Raw genomic sequence first — 20,444 nt, 5'->3', positions numbered from 1 at the left:
CGCGGGGGCGGTGCGGCGCGCGGGAGCGGTGCGGCGCGCGGGAGCGGTGCGGCGCGCGGGAGCGGTGCGGCGCGCGGGAGCGGTGCGGCGCGCGGGAGCGGTGCGGCGCGCGGGAGCGGTGCGGCGCGCGGGGGCGGTGCGGCGCGCGGGGGCGGGGGCGGCCGGATGCGGTGGAGGTGGGGCCGGGTGCGGAATCCGTATGCGGTACGTCAAGACCTCACCAGGGCGGGTGCCTCCACCCCCTGCCGTGGGCAGGCTGCACGTGGCGACAGCCGATCGGCCGGCTGGTCCCGCCACGTCCGGACTGGAGGCAGCACATGCCCGGGTACCGACCGCACGACCGTGCCGCGCTGTTCGGGGCCCTGGTGGTACCCCTTCTCGTGGCGCTCTCGCTCCTTCCCTTCCGTGCCCATCTCTCCCCCGCGAACGAGGCCCTGTTCCTGGTCGTCGCCGTGGTCGCGATCGCCGCCTCGGGTACGCGGTCCGCGGCGGCGCTCGCCGCGCTCTCCGCGGCGACCTGGTTCGGCCTGCTCCTCCTCGCCAGGCCCTACCGGCGGTTCACCCTCACCGACCGGGACGAGATCCAGACGGCCGTCCTGCTGCTGGTCGTCGGGTTGATCGTCGCGCAACTGGCCGTCCGTACCCGCAGGCTGGAGGCGGTCGTGGCCACCGGGGCCGCGCACCTGTCCACCCTCCAGGGCACCGCCCGGCTGACCGAGCGGGGCGGCTCACCGGAGGTGGTGGTCGAGTTCGTCCGCCAGGAGCTCGTCGGCCTGCTGGGGCTGCGCGGCTGTCGCTTCGAGTACGGGTCCCTGATCGGCCACCGGCCGCGGCTGGAGCACGACGGCGGCCTGTGGCTGCGGCGTGGCGGCGAGGTCACGGGGTACGCCGACTGGCCGGACGGCGAGACCGAACTGCGGGTCGTCGGCGGCGGCCACTATTACGGCCGCTTCCTCCTCGACCCCTTCCCCGGCCACCGCCTGCCGCCCGAGGACGCCCGTTCGGTGGCGATCGCGCTGGCCGCGCTGGCGGGCGCCGCGCTGGACACGGCGGGGGTGTGCCACCGCGGCTGAGTCCGGGTCACGGAGCCTGGCGGTCGCGGTGGACGCGGGCGAGGATCAGGACCGTGTCGTCGGTCGGCGGTTCGGGCAGCAGGCCGGCCAGAATGCGGTCCGCCATGTCCTCCAACGACTGTTCGTGGTCGCCCAGTCGCTCGCGCAGTGCCTCCAGTCCGACCTCGATGTCCCGTCCCCGGGCTTCGATGAGTCCGTCCGTGTAGAGGGCGAGCGTCGCGTTCTCGGGGAGTTCGATCTCGGTGGACCGGAACGGGCAGCCGCCGACGCCCAGCGGGACCCCAAGGACCTCGTCGACGGTCCGCACCGTGCCGTCCGGCCGGAGCACCAGGGGCGGGGGGTGACCGGCGCTGGCGATGCGGGCGCGTCCGCTGCGCGGGTCGTAGACGAGGTACAGGCAGGTCGCGAGCTCGATCCCGGCTTCCTGGGCACACGCGTCGAGTTCGGTGAGCAGGTCGGCGGGCTCTCCGTCGTGGCGGGCCAGAGCCTTGGTGGTGATCCGGAGGTAGCCCATGGCGGCGGCCGCGGACACCCCGTGCCCCATCACGTCGCCCACGACGAGGACGACCCGGCCGTCGGGCAGGTTGATCACGTCGTACCAGTCGCCACCGACCTCGGTGATCCTGCTGCCGGGCACGTACCGGTGGGCCACCTCCACGTACGGGGTGGCCGCCAGCGCGGTGGGCAGCAGGGCCCGCTGCAGGGTGAGGGCGATGTCCTGGACCCGGCTGTAGAGGCGGGCGTTGTCCAGGCAGATCGCGGCGCGCGAGGCGAGTTCGCCGGCCAGGCTGACGTCCTCCTCGGAGAAGGGCGGACGGGCGGCGGACCGGCCGAACATGGCGATGCCCTGGACGGTGCCCCGGGCGATGAGCGGGGCGACGAGGATGCAGGCGATCCCGCTCTCGCCCATGATCCTCGTGCGTGACTCGGTGACGACCGTACGGGCCAGGAACTCCTCGTCCACCACGGCCGAGATCGCGCGGCCGGTGCTCAGCATGTCGTGGATGACGGAGCCCGGCGGATAGCGCACCTTCTCCACCCCGCTGACGAGCTCGACGGCCGGAGCGGGCAGGGTCGTACCGGAGGCGATGCGGCGGGTGAACAGGGGCCGCCCCGGATCGAAGTCCTCGGTCTCGTCCATCCATTCCACGATCTCGACGACGGAGCCGTCGCAGAAGTCCGGCATCGACGCGTCCACGAGTTCCTGGGCGGTGAGGTTGACGTCCAGGGTGGTCCCGATCCGGGTGGAGGCCCCGTCGAGCAGGGCCAGCCGGCGACGGGCGGCGGTGGCTTCCAGGATGGCCCGTTCCCGGTCCGTCACGTCGATCATCAACCCGCCCACGCCGGCGTGCGTGCCGACGGCCCGGCTCAGCGGGAAGAAGCTCACGGAGCGGACCTGGTCCCGGTCCGGATGCCCGCGCGGGCGGACGCCGATCAGGGTCCCCACGACGGGTGAGCCGCCCCGGGCGACGGCGCGCACCATGCGCTCGTACTCACCGCCGTCGGACATGATCATGATCTCGTCCATGCGCCGCCCCAGGTGCTCCTGGATCGGCAGGCCGTCCATGTCGGCGAGCGCCTGGTTGAGGTGGATGTAGCGCAGGTCCTCGTCGACCATGACGAGGCCGATGGGGCAGGTCTCGAAGAGGGCGTCGAGGAAGGCGAGGTTGGTCTTGACCCGGTCGAGCTCGTCGCTGCGGCTCGTCAGGACCATCACCACCGAGGGACCGGATCCGGTCATGGAGAAGGACCGGAAGCCGCAGTCGAAGGCGGTGCCGTCACTGTGCCGGGCGGTCAGTCTGCCCCGCCAGTAGCCCTGCGTGCGGCCTTGTTCCGTGAGCCGCGCGCATGACGCGGAGGTACCGCGGGCGGCATCGGCGAAGAGGAGGGCGCCGGGCCGGGTGAGGACGGCGCCGGGCTCGTACCCGAAGAGGTCGCGGGCGCCGGGCCCCCAGTAGCAGACCCGGTCGTGCTCGTCGATGCCGAGGACGGCCACGGGCACGCGCTCCAGCAACGACCCGGGCTCGGACCAGATCGGGCCGTGGGTCTCCTCGCCCCCCGGCCGAGCCGATGGCACGAGACGTCCCCTTCCGCACGCCGTTCTCTCCACATCATCATGCGGCCGCGTCGTACGGGCACGCCGGGCGCCGCAAGAGGCCTCTCGCCCCCGCCGGAGCGCCCCACCCGAGGCATGACCGGCAAATAGCAGGGGAAAACACGAATTCATCTTGCATATACCATCATGGATGGTCGATTCGCCTCTTGGATGATCAACCGTGACGGCATGCGGGCGGGTGGCCCGATTCCGTGCCCTGCACCAGGTGCCGCCCCGGGGCCGTCTTTGGTTGACTGGCCGTGGCCACCACCCTCCGGACCGCTTGGCGGCTCTCGCGGTCATGGAGCGGCCTGGTCGAGGAAGCCCCCGCGCGGCGACAGCGGTGTTCGGCGCGCGGGGCTTCGTCGGCCGACGCACCCGTACATCGTGGCGCTGCGACGGCCCGCGTTTCGACACCCCGGCACCTGCCGTGCCCGCCGGACTCCAGCATGATCGATGTTCCGCCCTCCTTCGATCACGGGAGTCCAGCCCCATGTCCGACATCAGCGTGCGTCCCGTACGGGACGGCGACCTCGCGCAGTGGCGCGTCCTCTACCGCGGCTACGCCGACTTCTACGACGTGGAGCAGACCGAGGAGGCGGCCGCCACGGTGTGGTCCTGGGTGACCGACCCCGGGCACGAGGTGAACGCCTTGGTGGCCGAGGACACCGAGGGCCGGCTGCTGGGCCTCGCCCACTACCGTCCGTTCGCGCGCCCGCTCTCCGCGACGGTCGGCTGCTTCCTCGACGACCTGTTCGTGGCACCGCCGCACCGCGGCTCGGGCGCCGCCGACCTCCTGCTCGGCGCGCTGCGCGAGCTCGCGGCCGAGCGCGGTTGGAGCGTGGTCCGCTGGATCACCGCCGACGACAACCACCGCGCCCGCGCCAAGTACGACCAGGTCGCCCGGCGCACCATGTGGGTCACCTACGACATGACCCCCTGAGCCCCGGGAACCCTCCGCCCACCAGGTATGGCGATCAGGGCACGCATCCCCCAGGGCGTTGTTAACCTGCCTGCACAAAGCGCTCTGCCACGGGGAGGCGGTCGATGCAGTCGCGCCTGGTTTTCGTCCACGGAATCGGCGGGCCGCGCGATCCGGTCCGGGAACTGACGGCCTGGACGGGGGCACTCGCCTCCGGGATGCGGGCGGCGGGGCACTCCGGTGCCGCCCGTCACCTGCTGTCCGACAACCAGGGTATGAACATGTTCGTCCACTACGCCGACCTCTTCGCCCACGGGCAGGCCCAAGGCGGCGGCGCCGGCTCGGGCCCGCCGGGCATCGCCGGTGACGCCGAGTCGGAGATCCTTTCGGATCTGCTCGTCGCGTGGGTGGACGGACTGGCCGCCGAACACGACGGCGAACGCGACCGCAAAATCCTGGATCACGCGCGCGCGGAAGCCGGGCCGAGGGCTCAGGAGCAAGGTGGCCTGGCGGTCGTACGCCGTGCGCTCAACGTGGCGACCACCTTGCTGGCCCTCAAACCGTGGGGCGCCGCGGCCCGGTGGATCACACCGAAGACGATGGTGAGCCACCTCGCCCAGGTGGCCCGGTATCTGGCACGCGCGGAGCCGGACGCGAACGGCGCCGGTCTCGACCGGCGGATCCGCGCACGGGTCGCCGAGGCGGTCGGGAACGAGCCGTGCGTCGTGGTGGCCCATTCGCTGGGCTCGATCGTCGCCCTGGAGACCTTGCACGAACTCAACACCCCGGTACCACTGTTCGTGACCCTGGGCTCTCCGATCGCCATGCGGACCGTCGTGTGGCCCCGGCTCGCCCCCCAGCCCCCGAGTGTTCCCGAGTGCGTCGGCGCGTGGCTGAACTTCTGGGACCGGGACGACATCATCGCCGTCCGGCCCCGGCTGGAGCGTGAGTTACGCCCGAGTGCGACCGAGGTCGCTCCCGTCAGCCGACGCGTCGACTCGGACGGCACGTGGGTCCACTCCGCCGAGAAGTACCTCGCACAGCCCGCGGTCGCCGGGCCCATCGCGGAGGCGCTGGCCGCTGCGGACGGACCCGCCCGCAGCGGCGGCTCCGCATGAGCGGTGCCACCACCGCCCGCCGTCACGTCCTGGTGGTGGCCCCGCAGTGCGCGTCGATGACCCAGCTGATCCGGTTGGAGGAGGCGGCCACCGGACTGTACGAGGTGCTGACCGACCCCGCGCTCGGCGCCTGCGAACCCGGCCTGCCGTCCGGGCGCAGTGGCCTGGTCACCGGTGACAACGTGACGAGCGCCGCCGTGCGGGAGCTCGTCCACGAGGCGATCGGCTACGCGGCCCAGCGGCAGGCGGCACTCGTCCTCGCCTTCCTCGGGCACGGCTTCGCCCCCGGCCGTACCAGCACCCTGCACCTCATGTGTGACGACTCCACGGAAGACCTGCGGCACGACTCCGTGAACGTGAGCGATCTGCTGTCCGTCGCCGTGGACCACCCCGGTGTCGACGGGGTGCTCGGACTGATCGACACCTGTCACGCGGGCGGGGCCCCGCCCGCGGCCGAGGACCTGGCCGGGGGCGCACGGGGTGGCCGCTCCCGGATCGGCCTGCTGATGGCGGCCTCGCTGGGCCAGTCCGCGGTCGATCTCGCCTTCTCCCGGCACCTGACCGAAATCCTGCGCGCCGGACGACCCGGCGAGGGCCGCGTCCTGGGGGTGATCACGCTGCGCGACGCGCTCCGCACCGTGATCGTCGGCCAGACCGTCACCGGGTTCGACTACGACGGTGACAACTCGGCGGACGGGCCGTTGTGGGTCGCACGTAACGCACGAATCGCTGAGGGCCTGCTCGGCGGCTTGGGCGGCCGACTGGCGTCCGACGAGCTGACCGAGGCGCTTGCGGCGGTGGACCGCGGCATGGCGGTACCGGACGCCGCCCCGGACCTGCGCGCGGTACTGCAGTGCCGGGAGGGTCTGCTGGGTCTGCGGCCCTCCCCGGCGCGGGAGCGCGCCCTGCGCGCCGTCGACGCGCTCCTCGTCGCGGTGCGCACGGTCACGTTCGTACGGGGCTGGATCGGCGGAGATCTGACCACCACCCGGATCCGGCGCGCGCTGCACATCATGCTGGCGGCCGAGCGGCGGCTGCCGAGCGGCGACGCACACCTCACCGATATCGCTGTCATCGACGAGCTCGCGTTCAACCATCCCGACACCGACCGGGACGGCAGGCGGGCCGTGGCCCGGTTCGTGGCGCTCCTGGGCCACGTGTGCGGGAAGGATCTGGGAGACCCCGAACTACGTTCCTGGGCCGAGCGGATCGAGGCGCCGGTCGAGGTGAACGACGCCATCGAGCACGCGGTGCGGCGTACGGCGGGCCGGCGGCTCGGCCTCGTCGTCAGCTTGCACTCCACTCTCACCGGGGACTGGCCCGAAGTCCTCGACGGGTGGCTGCTGCTGGACGGGGCGATGATCCACCACGAGCAGTTCCCCAGCGGGACGGCGGACCGCAGGGGGGTGGAGAACGCGGTCGAGGACGCGGTGCTGTGGGCCGAGGAACACGCGCGGACGCTCGACCTCCCGCTGAAGCGCCTGGACCTGGCTGTCCCCAGCGGACTGCTCCTGGCCTGGCGGCCCGAGGAGGCCGGGGTCGCCATGCTCCTCGGGATCCGCTACGAGGTACGGCTCCACTGGAGCAACCGGCTCACCCCGGACGCGGTGCTGCGCAGCATCGAACCGGTCGTCGCCGAACGCTGGGACTCGATCGCGCACTGCCAGGTCGGCGCCCCGGTGGACTGGCTGGCGCACGAGGACCTGGCCGATCCGCACGTCCTGCGCGGACACCTCCGCAACGGCCGTTACACGCGCGGCATCGGACTGACCCAGAATCCCGGCACCGACGCCCGACTGATGGAGATGCTGCTCGCCTACACGCCCGTACTGCTGTGGCCGCACGCGCCGGACGGGTTCCCGCAGGAACGGCACGGCCACCTCGATCGGAGCTGGTGGGCGATGCCAGGCGCGCTGGCGCGTGCTTACCGCGACCGCTGGCGCGGCGTCGGCGGCGCCGGAGCCGATGCGGGCCTGGCCGATCTCCGCGCCGTCTGGGACGACGAGGACTGGCTGCGCTTCTGCCGGTTCTTCAGGACCTCGACTCCCCCAACCCGTACCCGAGATGAGGGGACCTCATGACCTGGGACGCGTACTACCGGGGCGACGGCGTGCCACGGCACGACACCGCCCTGCCCGAACCGCCGCCCTGGCGATCCTTTCCGCGCCGCTCGGCGGCCCAGGTGTTCCGGCCCCCGGACGGCCTGACCGAGGCAGTGAACGCGGCCCTCGCGCTGCGCCGACCGCTATTGATCACCGGGGGGCCCGGCACCGGAAAGTCCACGGTGATCGAGCAAGTGGCGGCGGAGCTGGCACTGGGGCCCGTACTCCTGTGGCACATCACCTCGCGCAGCAGCCTCGCGGACGCGCTCTACCGCTACGACGCCCTCGGCCGTATCCACGCCCACCGGCTCCAGCAGGAGAAGGCCCGGGCGGGCCAGGACGCGGGCACGGACGATGTGGCGGCCTTTTTGACCCTCGGGCCCCTCGGCACCGCGTTGCTGCCCTCGGAACGGCCGCGCGCCCTGCTCATCGACGAGATCGACAAGTGCGACCTGGACCTGCCGGGCGACCTGCTGGACGTGTTGGAACGCGGGGAGTTCCGAATCACCGAGCTGATGCGCGAGGAGCAGCACACCGCCGAGGTACGGACGTGGGAGAGCGACATCCGGCACGAGGTGCGGGAGGGCCACGTGCAGTGCACCGAGTTCCCCTTCATCGTAATGACGAGCAACGGCGAACAGGAGCTGCCCGCGCCCTTCCTGCGCCGCTGCGTGCGGTACACGATGCCCAGGCCGACAGCCGAACTCATTCGTGACGTGGTCCACGGTCATCTGCAGCTGGAGGTCGGCGCGACCGGGCCCAGCGCGGAACTCGTGGACGACTTCGTCCGCCGGGTCGCGTCCGGGGAGAGCGTGGCGGTCGACCAACTGCTCAGCACCCTGCACCTGTTGAACGGCGCCGCCCGGTCGCAGGGCGCCGAGCGGGAGCGGCTCGTCGCCCTCCTCATGAAGGACCTGTCGGGTGCCTGAGCCGCCCGGGAGTCCGGACGCGCCCGCGTCACGGCCGGACGGGAGCCCATCCCCTTTGGCGGCGGTGGTGTCGGCGCTGCACGGTCTCGGCCGGGACCTGGACGGCATCTCCGTCGCAGAGTTGCTCTGGCTCGCCGCCACCTCCCGCGGCGGTCGGTCGGCGAATCCGGGCAGGGCGGTCCCGGATCAGGCCGTGCCCTCCGCGCCCGGCGTCATGGACCCGCGGGAGCGGATCAGTGCCTGGGGACCGTCGCTCACGCCGGTGTACGGGCCCTCGGCGCCCGGAGGCGAAGCGCGGCCCGCCCGGAAGGTGTCGCTGCCGCGGGGCACCGCCCTGCCCCGCGCCCGGGAGATCGCACGAGCCCTGCGCCCGCTGCGGAGGCCCTGGGCGGCGGGCCGCCGACAGCAGCTGGACATCGGCGAGACCGTGTCAGGGTACGCCCGGAGCGGAGAGCTGCTCCCCGCGTTCCGGCCGGCCCCGGAGCGGTGGTTCGACGCGACCGTCGTCCTCGACCGGTCGCCGACCATGGCCGTGTGGGGAGACACCGTCGATGAACTGCTGAAGGTCCTCGCCACGACGGGCGCCTTCCGTACGCTGCGGGTCCGGGAGGTGGCCGCCTGGGGGGCGGAGCCCGGCGCCGACCGCTCCACCGACGGCCGGCGGCGGCCCGGCGTGGGCGTGTCCCGGTCGGCTCGGCAGCGCCGGCTGACGCTCGTCCTCTCGGACTGCGTCGCGGGGGTCGTGGGCGACGACGGCCGGTGGGACCGGATCCACGACTGGGCGGGCGCAGGCCCCACCGTCCTCGTGAACCCGCTGCCGCCGAAGATCTGGCGCCACACCGGCCTGGACCTCCCGGCGGTCCGCGTCACCACGCCCGGCACACCCGGTGTGCCCAACGCCGGGCTGCGTTTCGTGCTGCCGCCGCTGCTGGAGGACGCGCTCGACCTACGGGCCGGCCCCGGCGACGACCGGGCCATCTGGCTGCCCCTGCCGGTCGTCGGGCTGACACCGCGCTCACTCGCGCGCTGGGCGCGTACGCTCATGCGCGGGGACCCCGAAGGATGCGAGGCAGTGCTGCTCCCGGAGCCCGGCTCGGTGAGCGCGCTGCCCATGCCGTCGGGCGCGCCGGCCGATGCCGGACAGCTGGTGGAGGACTTCCTGCACCGGGCGAGCGCGGCCGCGGTCCGACTGGCCGTGCTCTGCTCCTCGTACCCGGAGCTGAACACCGGAATGTTGCACCTGGTGCGGCAGGAGCTGGTGCCAGAGGCGAGCCCGGCAGACATGGCCGAGGTCGTCGTCGGTGGCCTGGTGTCGGTGGACGAGGGTATGCCCGGAGCCGGCGACCCGGTACTGCGGTTCCGTGACGGCGTACGGGAACGGCTGGCACCGCGTCTCGGCGCGCGCGACAAGCTGCGCACGCGTGAGACGGTGAGCCGGTTCATCGCCGCGTACGCCGACGCCCCGTCCCGCTTTCCGGCCCTCGTCCCCGACGCGGAGGGGGACGCGGCGATCGCCCCGGACCGCGCACCCTTCGCCGAGGCCTCCCCGCGCACCCTGCGGGCGCTGGGTCCGGTTCCGGAGTCCCCCGACGAACGGCCCTACTTCTTTCTGAGTTACGCGCACACGCCGCGCTTCGGGGCGGGGGGCCCGGATCCCGACATGTGGGTCGAGCGTCTCTTCCGTGACCTGTCCGGCCACGTGATGGCCCTCACCGACCTGCCGGCCGGCCATCCGGTGGGGTTCATGGACCGGGAGATCCGCAGCGGTGAGGGCTGGTCGGAGCGGCTGGGGTCCGTCCTCGCCACCTGCCGGGTGTTCGTACCGCTCTACTCGCCCCGATACTTCTCCAGTGAGATGTGCGGCAAGGAGTGGTTCGCCTTCGCCCGCCGAAGCGTCGAGCACCAGGCCCGGAGCGCCTCGACGGCGACTGCCATCGTGCCGGCCTGGTGGGTCCCCGTGCCACCGGAACAACTCCCGCTCGCAGCCGGGCAACTGAACTTCGACGACCAGGCGTTCGGTGAGCGCTACATGACCGATGGTCTCTACGGACTCATCAAACTTCGGGGGTACGCCGAGCAGTACGAGCGCGCCGTCTACCAACTGGCCAAGAGGATCGTCACGGTGGCGCGCACCACGAAGCTTCCGGTCGGCCGCCCGGTCGACTACCGGTCGGCCCCCAGTGCCTTCGGCTCCCGGACGCCGGACGCGAGGAACCTGCGGATCGCCGTGGTGGCGCCCGTGGTGGGCACCCTTCCCGAGGGACGTGACCCCCGCTACTACGGCACGGGTACCGACGACTGGAACCCGTACCACCCGCAGTCCAGGCGGCCGCTGGCCCACATGGCCACCGAGCTGGCGTACCAGCTGAACAACCAGGTGGACCTCTCCACTCTCGACAAGGAGATCTCGAGGGCGCGCAACCGTCCCGCTTCCGCCGGACCGTTGATCCTGCTCGTGGACCGGTGGGCGATGGAGGTGCCGGCCCTGCGCGACAAACTGGCCCTCCTCGACACGATCCCCGGCCCGGCGACAAGTGTCATCGTCGCCTGGAACCAGCACGACACGCAGAGCCGGGCATGGGAGTCGAGGCTGACCGACAAACTAGCGCGTACGGCCCCCAACCTGATCCTGCGGAACCCGGTGGACGCCTTCACCGGCGGCCGCGGCCTGCTCAGCATGGAGGACTTCGCAAGGGTGATGCCGCAGGTCGTGGCCACGACCTATCAGGAGCACTTCCGCCATGCCGCCATCCATCCACGTGTGGGTGGCGGCACCCAGGACGAGCGGCCGCGACTGCTCGGTCCCATGGACCGGCGCTCCCTCCCTCCGGGGTCCGACGCCTCGGAGGGGAGCGACCAGGGGCCACCGCCGGCGTGAGCGGCGGCCGTCAGGCCGGGAGGTCCATCAGGAGCAGGGGGGTCGTGGTGGGGCGGGGGGATCCTCCGGCCGGTTCGAGGGTGAGGCCGATCGCGGCGGCGTCGGCGGTGTCGCCGTCGACGAGGACGGTGCCGTCCTGGTGGATGAAACCGGCCGGGCGCATCGTGCCGTCGTGGTCCAGCCAGAGCTGGTAGGTCGTGCCGGGGACGGGCGCGGGCAGTCCGCCGGCGGTGAAGACGGCCTTGTTGCGCGCCGCCGAGGAGACGACGGTGGCGGAGGCTCCGTTGCTGGTGCGGCCGTGGGCCGCGCGGGCGTCGGGAGCGGTCAGGACCGTACTGACGTCGTCGAGGCGCTGCTCGATCTGCCGGGCCTGCTGTTCGTAGTGGCGGATCTCCTGGTGCTGCCAGGCGGCCAGACCCGCGAACAGGGCCGCGGCGGCCACGCTCGCGGCCACGACGAACCGTCCGACCTTGCGGCGCAGCGCGCCGCGCAGCGGGACCGCGGACACGGGGGCGGAGCCGCGGGGCGGGAGTTGGCGCACGCCGTCGACGGCCGCCAGGGTCCGCCGCTTCATGGCGGGGGGCGGCGGCAGGGCCACGGCGGCGGCCAGCCGGGCGGCGGTGGCCTGGAACTCGGCCACTTCCTGCCGGCACTCCTCGCACCGGGAGAGGTGGTCGGTGAACGGCTCGTGTTCGCCGGGGTCCAGGGCGTTCAGCGCGTAGGCGGCGGCGAGGGCGTGGCTGTCGGACCGGTGCCGGTTCATGTGGTCACCCCCATGCAGTCGCGGAGCCGGATCAGTCCGTCGCGCATGCGCGTCTTGACGGTGGGAAGCGGCGTGTGGAGGGCTTCGGCGACCTCGCGGTAGGTCAGCCCCTGGTAGTAGGCCAGGGTCACCGCCTGGCGCTGGAGTTCGGTGAGGCCGCGCAGGCAGCGGCGGACCTGTTCGCTGTCCAGGCGGGTCTCGACCTGTTCGGCGACCTCGTCGAACGCCGTGCGGTGCTCGCGGGCGGCCTGTGCGTGTTCCCGGTCGGTGGATGCCTGGGCGGAGCGGACGCGGTCCACGGCCCGCCGGTGGGCGATGGTCGCCGCCCAGGTGAGGACGCTGCCGGAGTCGGGGCGGTAGCGGGCGGCCTGCCGCCACAGGTCGATCATGACCTCTTGGGCGACCTCCTCCGACTGAGCCCGGTCACGTACGACTTTGATCACGATGCCGAGCACCAGGGGGGCGAGGGCGTCGTACAGGACGGAGAACGCCTCCTTGTCGCCGTGCGCCACCTGCCGCATGACCTGGGAGAGGTCGGTGCGGCCGGCGGGGCCCTCGCCGGGATCGGGGGCGAAGGGGCTCGGTCGGTTCACGGGGCGGGCTCCGGCCGTGGGGACCGGACGCAGGGTCGGCCGGGGGCGTCCGGTCGGGGGCGGGTCGTCCATCGCATGGTGGTCCTTGTCCGGAGAGCAGTGGCCGGACCGCCGCTCGGGAGGCGGTGTCGGTCACAGGTCCAGGGGGATGGGTCTGATGGTTCTTCGTAGCGGAGGCGCGTACGGATGGGAGGGTGTTCGCGCTCCGGGACGGTCCGCGTTTCCCTCGTCGGAGGGAACCGTCGGGTCAGGTGTCCCGCCAAGTGATCACGGCGATGACCTGCTTGCCGTGCGGTGAGCGGCTGACGAAGAGGTCCGCGCCGAGCGCCCGGACGATCTGCAGCCCGCGCCCCTGGGTGGCGTCGGTCCCGTGGCGGTCGCCCCGCCGGGGCAGGGAGAGCGAGCCGTCGCTGACGCAGATCCCCGCCCGTCCGTGATCCAGGCTGATCGTGAGCGCGTACGGGGGCAGGGCGTGCCGGACCGCGTTGGTGGCGAGCTCGGAGGCGATGAGCAGGATGTCGCAGGCGGTCTCCGGTGAGCAGCGCACGGGGTGCAGGGCGAGGGTGCGCGCGGCGCTGCGGCGCGCTTCCCCGGCGGCCTGCGGGCCCGACGGCAGTGGGTGGTGGACGGTCCTCGGCCGTGCCGTGGATGCGATTGCGGTGTCCATGACTGTTCCTCGCTGTGCGAGCGGCCCCGGTGGTTCCGGGGGCGGTGCCCCAGGAACCACCGGTGTGCCGGATCGGCGCCACGTCGCGGCGGAGCTACCACTTGCCGTGGCAGTTCCAGTGGCCGGGCGTCCAGTGCTTCGCGTGGCCCTTGCCCCACCAGCCGTCGTGCCAGTTGCCGTGGTGGTCGCGGTAGCCCTGATGCCAGGTGCCGTGCCCCTTGGATTCCCAGTGCCCCTTCACCCAGGTGCACCGCTCGTGGCGGTCCCACCTGTTGTGGCGGTCATGGCGGTCCTGACGGTGGTCACGATCACGGTCACGGTCACGGTCACTTGTGAGCGTCGAGCTCACCGTGGCGGACGCCGCCGGGGCGGCGTTCGCGGTGCCGGAGAGGCCCAGCAGCGACCCGCCGGCCAGCAGCCCGACGGACGCGGCCCCCACGAACAGACGCCGCGTGCGCAGCGAACCGGTCATCGCACTCACCTCCTTCCCTTCGTCGGACAGTCGATCCAGCGGCCCCTTCGACCTCAGGAGCCTCAACAGGGATTCGCCGCGAGGAGGACAAGGGATTGGAAAAAACTCAGGGGAGAACAAAAAGCCCTTCGCCCAGGAACGGGCCGCCGGGACCCACCCGCTGCCGCCCGGCACCGCGCCGACCTCCGTACCGAACTCCTTCGCCGGGATCGTCACCGCGGTACGGCTCGACGACGTGCCGGCCCGGGTGAAGTCCACCGAGGTCCCCATCGAGCTGCCGTAGGGGCGGGCGGACACTCCAGGCCCCGCGTGGGCGGTCAGCCGCAGCGCAGCGCCGCGTACAGGTCCAGTTTGTGGTCGAGGCGCGACAGGTCACGGCCCGTCAGGGCCTCCACCCGCTCGATCCGGTAGTGCACCGTGTTCACGTGCAGGTGGAGCGCCTCGGCCGTGCGGGCCCAGGAGCAGTTGTTGGCCAGGAAGACCTCCAGGGTGTCGCGCAGCATCCCGTCCCCGAGTGCCCCCAGGATCCGCGCCCCGTACACCGTCCGCACCTCCGGCGGGATCCCCGCCATCAGCTCCCCGAGGGTGTCCAACTGCTCGACGCCGCGCACCGGGACCGCCTCGTCGGCCGAGGTGAGCGCGAACCGGGCCTGGCCGAGCGAGGCACGCAGCCCCTCCAGACCCTCGGACCGCGTGCCGATGCCCAGCCGCAGCTCCGCCTGCGGCCCCCCGCACCGCTGGAGCGTCGGCCACACCGCGCGGAGCGCGCCGGCCGCGTCCGTGTCGGAGGCCGGATCCTCGTGCAGCACCGCCACCGACCGCCCCACCGCGTACACGGCGTCGTCCAGGTGGCGCAGGCCCTCCGCCAGGGCGTCGCCCGAGGTCGACGCCAGCACCCGGTACGCCCCGCCGACGGGCAGCCCGGCGCCCGCGAGCGCCTCCTCCAGGGCTCCGGTGTCGGCGGGGGCGGGGCCCGCGAGGGTCCCCTCCAGTACGCCGATCAGCTCCTGCCCGGCCAGCCGCCGCGCGGCGAGCCGACGGTTGTGCGGGCCCCGGCTCTGGGCGAGCACCTCGGCGATCTCGTGGAGCACCCGCGGGGGTGCCGCGTCCGGGTCGGGCACGTGCAGCTGCCAGGCGTCGTACGGGGAGCTCTCGGTCTCGATGCGCAGCCAGACCCCGCCGCGCGCGGAGGTGGCCGACGCCTGCCGGGCGGGCAGCTCCGGGGCGGACGGGGTACGGGCCACGGTGCGGCCGCCGACGGTCAGCAGGTAGCAGGACACCCGGCCGAGGTGCGCGCACGCCCGGTCCAGGAGTTCGTCCGGGCCCGCCCCCGCCTCGACGAGCCGGCTCAGCTCGCCGCGCACGTTCTCGGGGAGGGCGAAGAGACGGGTCGGGCGGCGGCTGAGGTCGCCCCACTGGCGCAGGTACACGGCCTCGGTGACCGCGCGGAAACTGGTGCGCGCGGGGACGGCCACGAGCGGCACCCGGTGACTGCGGCAGGCGTCGACGAGCTCGTCGGGGACCCGGCCGTGGGTCTCCTCCCCGGCCAGCAGCGCCGTGGCTCCGGCGTCGGCGAGCGCTCCGACGAAGCGGTCCGCCTTCGTCACGTCACCCTCGGCCCACCACACGAGCCCGCTCAGCACGAGCTCCCCGGGCCCCAGGAAGCGGCCGGGCTCCTCGAGGTCGGTGGCGGTGACACCGGCGACCTCCTGGCCGAGAAGGGCTTCCTCGCCCCAGAGCAGGTTGAGGCCGAGGCTGTCGAGCTGGAGCAGGTCGAGGACGTGCATGGCGGGGACTCCTTGCGGTGGGCAGATGCCCACATTCGCGAGGCGAACAGAGGCCGGACCATCGTAAATGCTAGGTGAAGCACCCGGTATGCCTCTTGGTTGATCGTCCAGGGAGGGTGCCTGCGGACTCCTCCGATTCCGTGGCCGGGACCAGTCGTCTCGTACCCGCCCCCGTTGCTTCACTGGCCGAAACCCCCTGTCAGGCCGGAAAGGCTGGTGGCGCGAATTGGATCTCAACACGGTGCTCGACGTGCGCGACGCGCGCCGCCGCGAACCCTGGCGTCCCGGTGACGCCTGGCTCGGCGGCGGCACCTACCTCTTCTCCGAGCCCCAGCCGCACATCCGCCGCCTGATCGACCTCTCCCGCATGGGCTGGCCGCCCTTGTCCTGGCAGCCCGACGGCTCCCTGGACATCGCCGCGACCTGCACGATCACCGAGCTCTCGCGGTTCGCCCGGACCCTGCCGACCACGGCCGCCCCGCTCTTCGAGCAGTGCTGCCGGGCCTTCCTCGCCAGCTTCAAGATCTGGAACATGGCGACCGTCGGCGGGAACCTGTGCAACGGCCTGCCCGCCGGTCCGATGGTCTCCCTCACGGCCGGCCTCGACGGCACGGTCTTCCTTCAGGGACAGGACGGCGCCACCCGCCGCATGCCCGTCACCGAGTTCATCCTCGGCGCCGGCGTGAAGAACCTGCGGGAGGGCGAGCTGCTGCGGTCCGTGCGCCTGCCACCGAACGCGCTGGACTCCCGTACGGCCTTCCGCCAGGCGTCCCTCTACGGGCTCGGGCGCTCGGGCGCGCTGGTCATCGGCGCCTGCGACCCCGCCGACGGCTCCCTCGCCGTGACGGTGTCCGCCGCCACCATCCGCCCCTTCCGCTTCTGGTTCGCGTTGCCGCCCACGGCCGCCGAACTGCGCGCGGCCATCGACGGCGCCGTCCGGCCCGACGAGTGGTACGACGACATCCACGGACTGCCCGCCTGGCGGCGTCACATGGCACTGCGCCTGGCCGAGGAGATCCGCCGCGAGCTCACCACCGAGGACCACCGATGACGTACGAGATCGAGATCAACGAGCGGCGCTTCGACACCGAGCCGCGCGCCGGCCAGTGCCTGCGCACCTACCTGCGCGAACGCGGCTGGTTCGGCGTGAAGAAGGGCTGCGACCAGGGCGACTGCGGGGCCTGCACGGTCCACGTCGACGGTCGGCCCGTGCACAGCTGCCTCTACCCGGCCGTCCGCGCCGAGGGCCGTTCCGTCACCACCGTGGAGGGCCTCGCCCGCTCCGGCGGCGAGCTCCACCCGGCGCAGCGGCAGTTCCTGGACGCCCAGGGCTTCCAGTGCGGCTTCTGCACCGCCGGATTCCTCATGACCACCGCCGCCCTCCAGGCGGAGGAGGGCACCGCCGACGACGACGGCAAACTCCAGGACCTGCCCCGCGCCTTCAAGGGCAACATCTGCCGCTGTACGGGCTACCGGGCCATCGAGGACGCCGTACGCGGGGTCCAGCACACCGAAACCCCGGAGGCCGGTCAGGCGGTGGGCCGATCCCTGGGCGCCCCGGCCGGGCCGCTCGTCGTCACCGGAACCGCCCGCTACACCTTCGACGTCGAGGTGCCGGGGCTGCTGCACATGAAACTGCTGCGCTCACCGCACCCGCACGCCCGGATCGTCGACATCGACACCCGGGACGCCCTTCAGGTCCCGGGTGTCCACGCGGTCCTCACCCACCACGACTCCCCCGACCGGCTGTACTCGTCCGCCCGACACGAGCACCCGACCGAGGACCCGATGGACACCCGGGTCCTGGACGACGTGGTCCGTTTCGTCGGCCAGCGCGTGGCGGCCGTCGTCGCCGACAGCGAGCAGGCCGCGGAGGAGGGCTGCCGCCGGGTCGTCGTCACGTACGAGGAGCTCCCGTACGTCATCGACCCGGAGGAAGCGATGCTGCCGGGCGCGCCGATCCTCCACCCCAAGGGCCCCGAGTCGGGGATCTTCCGCGCCGAGAACAACGTGTGCGGCGAGGTCCACAACACGCTCGGCGACATGGAGAAGGGGTACGCGGAGGCGGACGTCGTCCTCGAGGAGACCTTCCGGACGCAGCGCGTGCAGCACGCCAGTCTGGAGACCCACGGCAGCGTCGCCTACTTCGAGCCCAAGGAGGAGGGCGACGGCGAGCGCATCACCGTCCGGTCCTCCACCCAGGCCCCGTTCCTGACCCGGCGGGCGCTGTGCGCCCTCTACGACCTGAACGAGGACGAGGTCCGCGTCGTCGCGGGCCGCGTGGGTGGCGGGTTCGGCGGCAAGCAGGAGATGCTCACCGAGGACATCGTGGTCCTCGCCGCCCTGAAGCTGCGCCGGCCGGTGAAGCTCGAATTCACCCGGGCCGAGCAGTTCTACGGGGCCACCACCCGCCACCCCTTCAAGATCACCGTCAAGATCGGCGCCAAGGCCGACGGCACCCTGACCGCGCTGCGCATCCGCGTGGTCTCCAACACCGGGGCCTACGGCAACCACGGCCCGGCGGTCATGTTCCACAGCGTCGGCGAGTCCTTCGCGGTCTACAAGGCACCGAACAAGGAGGTGGAGGCGTACTCCGTCTACACCAACGGCGTCCCCGCCGGCGCCTTCCGCGGCTACGGCCTCGGGCAGGTCCTCTTCGCCCTCGAATCGGTGATGGACGAACTCGCCATCCGGCTCGGGATGGATCCCCTCGCACTGCGCGAGAAGAACGTCATCGGCGCCGGCGACCACCTGGTCACCCCGATCGGCCACGAGGAGGACCTCTTCATCGGCTCGTACGGGATGAAGCAGTGCATGGACGTCGTCCGCAAGGCCATCGCCGAGGACCGCAGCCACGAGGACGTCCCGGAGGGGTGGCTCACCGGCACGGGATCGGCGGTCGCCATGATCGCGACCGCCCCGCCGGGCGGCCACTTCGCCGACGCCCGGGTGAGCCTGCTGCGTGACGGTACGTACGACATCGCGGTCGGCACGGCGGAGTTCGGCAACGGCACGACCACCGTCCACAAGCAGATCACCGCCGGCGCGCTGAACACGACGGTGGACCGGATCGCGATCCGCCAGTCGGACACCGACGTCGTCCGCCACGACACCGGCGCCTTCGGCTCGGCCGGCACGGTGGTGGCGGGCAGGGCCGTCCTGCTGGCGGCGGACGCGCTCGCGGAGCGCCTGAAGACCTTCGCGGCCCGCCACACGGGCGTGGCCCGGCACCTGTGCGAGCTGGGGCCCGAGGCCTTCGACTGCGCGGGCCGGACCGTCACCCTCAAGGAGCTGCACGAGGCCGCCTACGACAAGGGCAAGCTGGAGGAGATGGCCGCGGACGGCCACTGGACCGGTTCCCCCCGTTCGGTGGCCTTCAACGCCCAGTGGTTCCGCCTCGCCGTCGACCCGCACACCGGCGAGATGAAGATCCTGCGCAGTGTGCACGCGGCGGACGCCGGCAAGGTCATGAACCCGCTGCAGTGTCGCGGGCAGGTGGAGGGCGGTGTGGCCCAGGCACTGGGCGCGACCCTCTTCGAGACGGTGCGGGTGGACGAGCGCGGCGAGGTCACCACGGCGGCGTTCCGCCGCTATCGGCTCCCGCAGTACGCGGACATCCCGCGCACGGAGGTCCACTTCATGGAGACCTCGGACTCGGTCGGTCCGCTCGGCGCCAAGTCCATGAGTGAGAGCCCCTTCAACCCGGTGGGCCCGGCCTTCGCCAACGCCCTGCGGGACGCGACCGGGGTGCGGTTCACCGAGATGCCCCTGACGAGGGATGTCGTCTGGCAGAAGATGCAAGTCGCAAACGGGTAGAACGGTCTCATATGCGGCCCACATGATGAGATGCAGGTGGCAGGTACGTTTCCGGTATGACGGTATCCGGGAATCGGGCTCGTATGGCCAAACTCCTGCTGCACGGCGACCTCGACCACCCGGCCCTGCTCAGCGTCGCCGACCTGCGCGCATGGAAGCAGCACCGGGCCGAGGTGGTGTTCGACTGCGCGGCGAACGGCCCGCAGCACCACGTCTTCGAGGGCGCGCTGCTGCGTGACGTGGTCGCGAGCGCGGGACCGGCCTTCGACGCCCGGCGCCGCAAGGACCGTTCACGCTTTCTCCTGGCCGTCAGCGGCGGGGACGGCCACCACAGCGTCCTCGCCTGGGCCGAACTGGACGCCGACTTCGGGGCCAGTCCGATGCTGCTGGCCACCCGCCTGGACGGGACGGACCTGGACGAGTCCGGGGCCCAGCTGGTGGTCCCCTCGGACCGGTGCGGGGCGCGCTACGTCAGCGCGGTCACGCACGTGTGGTTCGGCTGCTTGGCGGCACCGAGCCTCTGAGCGCGGCCGGGACGGGCAGGCACCGCTCAGGCGCCGGCGAGGGAGATCTCGGTCGACTTGATCAGCGCGACCACGGAGGAGCCGGGGACCAGGCCCAGCGCCTGGACCCCGTCGGCGGTGACTGCCGCGGTCAGCCCGCCCCCGTTCACGTTGATCTTCACGGCGGCCATGGCCGGTCCGACGGCCACCTCGGACACCGTGCCCGTGATCTGGTTGCGGATGGAGATGTTCTCCACCGGGCCGGTGGCCAGGGCCACCTCGGTGGCCTTGACGAGTGCCCGCACCACGGATCCCGAGGCGATGCCGAGGTCTTTGACGGCGTCGGCGGTAATGGCGGCGGTGATCTCCTGGCCGCCGTCCAGCCGGACCTTGACCGTCGCCATGGCCTCGCCGACCGTGACGGCGGTGACGGTGCCCGCGAGCTGGTTGCGGATGCTGAGACTCATGGTTCGACCTCTTACGTAGGCGCCTCGTGCGGTCCTGGAGGGCCGCACGGGACCGACCGTAGGCCCACCCGATCCGGCCCACCCCGATCCTCCGCGCCCACACGCGCCAGAACCACCCGACCGGCCGGCCCTGTGCCGCCCGGCACGTCCGCGACCAGAAAATCGGTCCCGGACCGCGGGAACCCGGGGCGGGCCGCGTCCGACTACTCCCCCGTGGGAGGCGGATCCTCGCCTTCCCGCATGGCGGAGGAGGCATGTG

18 protein-coding genes are annotated in these 20,444 nt (G+C 72.6%); 10 read left to right on the top strand and 8 right to left on the bottom strand.

Annotated features, from left to right (window positions below):
* Positions 1-213, bottom strand: a 213-nt coding sequence (locus ACGFYY_RS37360) for a hypothetical protein (protein WP_393716460.1), incomplete at its 3' end; no start/stop codon positions are given.
* 104 nt (positions 214-317) lie between these two features.
* On the opposite strand from ACGFYY_RS37360, the gene ACGFYY_RS37355 reads away from it, so the two are divergent.
* Complete coding sequence (locus tag ACGFYY_RS37355; RefSeq protein ID WP_365274998.1) at positions 318-1,073, top strand: DUF4118 domain-containing protein; 756 nt, start codon at positions 318-320, stop codon at positions 1,071-1,073.
* A gap of 7 nt (positions 1,074-1,080) precedes the next feature.
* Here the strand turns inward: ACGFYY_RS37355 and ACGFYY_RS37350 are convergent, their stop codons facing one another.
* On the bottom strand, positions 1,081-3,150 hold the full coding sequence (locus ACGFYY_RS37350) for a SpoIIE family protein phosphatase (RefSeq protein WP_393716457.1): 2,070 nt from the start codon (positions 3,148-3,150) through the stop codon (positions 1,081-1,083).
* A 511-nt stretch (positions 3,151-3,661) separates the two neighbouring features.
* Here ACGFYY_RS37350 and ACGFYY_RS37345 point away from each other — a divergent pair.
* The 5 genes from ACGFYY_RS37345 (at position 3,662) to ACGFYY_RS37325 (ending at position 11,117) form a co-directional block, all read left to right on the top strand.
* Positions 3,662-4,111 carry a GNAT family N-acetyltransferase gene (locus ACGFYY_RS37345; protein WP_393716455.1) on the top strand — a complete coding sequence of 150 codons (450 nt, stop codon included), beginning with the start codon at positions 3,662-3,664 and terminating at the stop codon, positions 4,109-4,111.
* A gap of 104 nt (positions 4,112-4,215) precedes the next feature.
* Positions 4,216-5,208 (top strand): hypothetical protein, encoded by a 993-nt coding sequence (locus tag ACGFYY_RS37340; protein ID WP_393716454.1) that lies wholly within the window; start codon positions 4,216-4,218, stop codon positions 5,206-5,208.
* Positions 5,205-7,289 (top strand): hypothetical protein, encoded by a 2,085-nt coding sequence (locus tag ACGFYY_RS37335; RefSeq protein ID WP_393716452.1) that lies wholly within the window; start codon positions 5,205-5,207, stop codon positions 7,287-7,289. Before ACGFYY_RS37340 ends, ACGFYY_RS37335 begins: the two co-directional genes overlap by 4 nt.
* Complete coding sequence (locus ACGFYY_RS37330) at positions 7,286-8,239, top strand: AAA family ATPase (protein WP_365274983.1); 954 nt, start codon at positions 7,286-7,288, stop codon at positions 8,237-8,239. The genes ACGFYY_RS37335 and ACGFYY_RS37330 overlap by 4 nt, the downstream gene beginning before the upstream one ends.
* Before the next feature lie 64 nt (positions 8,240-8,303).
* The gene (locus ACGFYY_RS37325) at positions 8,304-11,117 is read left to right on the top strand and encodes a TIR-like protein FxsC (protein WP_393716479.1); all 2,814 of its coding nucleotides are present in this window, start codon (positions 8,304-8,306) and stop codon (positions 11,115-11,117) included.
* Between the two features lie 10 nt (positions 11,118-11,127).
* Here ACGFYY_RS37325 and ACGFYY_RS37320 read toward each other — a convergent pair whose 3' ends face one another.
* The 4 genes from ACGFYY_RS37320 to ACGFYY_RS37305 form a co-directional block, all read right to left on the bottom strand.
* A complete protein-coding gene (locus ACGFYY_RS37320; protein WP_393716449.1) occupies positions 11,128-11,880 on the bottom strand; it encodes an anti-sigma factor in 753 nt (250 codons plus the stop codon).
* On the bottom strand, positions 11,877-12,473 hold the full coding sequence (sigK, locus tag ACGFYY_RS37315) for an ECF RNA polymerase sigma factor SigK (protein ID WP_393716447.1): 597 nt from the start codon (positions 12,471-12,473) through the stop codon (positions 11,877-11,879). The genes ACGFYY_RS37320 and sigK overlap by 4 nt, the downstream gene beginning before the upstream one ends.
* A 247-nt stretch (positions 12,474-12,720) precedes the next feature.
* Positions 12,721-13,140: an ATP-binding protein gene (locus ACGFYY_RS37310; protein WP_393716445.1), complete on the bottom strand. Its 420-nt coding sequence runs from the start codon at positions 13,138-13,140 to the stop codon at positions 12,721-12,723.
* 94 nt (positions 13,141-13,234) lie between these two features.
* Positions 13,235-13,612 (bottom strand): hypothetical protein, encoded by a 378-nt coding sequence (locus ACGFYY_RS37305; protein WP_393716443.1) that lies wholly within the window; start codon positions 13,610-13,612, stop codon positions 13,235-13,237.
* Here ACGFYY_RS37305 and ACGFYY_RS37300 point away from each other — a divergent pair.
* Complete coding sequence (locus tag ACGFYY_RS37300; RefSeq protein ID WP_393716441.1) at positions 13,593-13,895, top strand: hypothetical protein; 303 nt, start codon at positions 13,593-13,595, stop codon at positions 13,893-13,895. The genes ACGFYY_RS37305 and ACGFYY_RS37300 overlap by 20 nt on opposite strands.
* Positions 13,896-13,929: 34 nt before the next feature.
* Here ACGFYY_RS37300 and ACGFYY_RS37295 read toward each other — a convergent pair whose 3' ends face one another.
* Positions 13,930-15,399 (bottom strand): PucR family transcriptional regulator, encoded by a 1,470-nt coding sequence (locus ACGFYY_RS37295; protein ID WP_393716439.1) that lies wholly within the window; start codon positions 15,397-15,399, stop codon positions 13,930-13,932.
* Positions 15,400-15,625: 226 nt separating this feature from the next.
* Here ACGFYY_RS37295 and ACGFYY_RS37290 point away from each other — a divergent pair, with 226 nt between their 5' ends.
* The 3 genes from ACGFYY_RS37290 (at position 15,626) to ACGFYY_RS37280 (ending at position 19,739) form a co-directional block, all read left to right on the top strand.
* Positions 15,626-16,450: an FAD binding domain-containing protein gene (locus tag ACGFYY_RS37290; protein ID WP_365274965.1), complete on the top strand. Its 825-nt coding sequence runs from the start codon at positions 15,626-15,628 to the stop codon at positions 16,448-16,450.
* Entirely contained in the window at positions 16,447-19,215 is a 2,769-nt protein-coding gene (locus ACGFYY_RS37285; RefSeq protein ID WP_393716437.1) for a molybdopterin-dependent oxidoreductase, read from the top strand. The genes ACGFYY_RS37290 and ACGFYY_RS37285 overlap by 4 nt, the downstream gene beginning before the upstream one ends.
* A gap of 83 nt (positions 19,216-19,298) precedes the next feature.
* Complete coding sequence (locus ACGFYY_RS37280; RefSeq protein WP_393716435.1) at positions 19,299-19,739, top strand: molybdopterin-dependent oxidoreductase; 441 nt, start codon at positions 19,299-19,301, stop codon at positions 19,737-19,739.
* A 26-nt stretch (positions 19,740-19,765) separates the two neighbouring features.
* Here the strand turns inward: ACGFYY_RS37280 and ACGFYY_RS37275 are convergent, their stop codons facing one another.
* A complete protein-coding gene (locus ACGFYY_RS37275) occupies positions 19,766-20,185 on the bottom strand; it encodes a TOBE domain-containing protein (RefSeq protein WP_365274956.1) in 420 nt (139 codons plus the stop codon).
* Between the last annotated feature and the right edge of the window lie 259 nt (positions 20,186-20,444).

The organism is Streptomyces sp. NPDC048331 (assembly GCF_043201215.1).
Taxonomy (GTDB): domain Bacteria; phylum Actinomycetota; class Actinomycetes; order Streptomycetales; family Streptomycetaceae; genus Streptomyces.
Note: the sequence above shows the minus strand (reverse complement) of the source record. Positions and strands in the feature narration are given on the sequence as shown.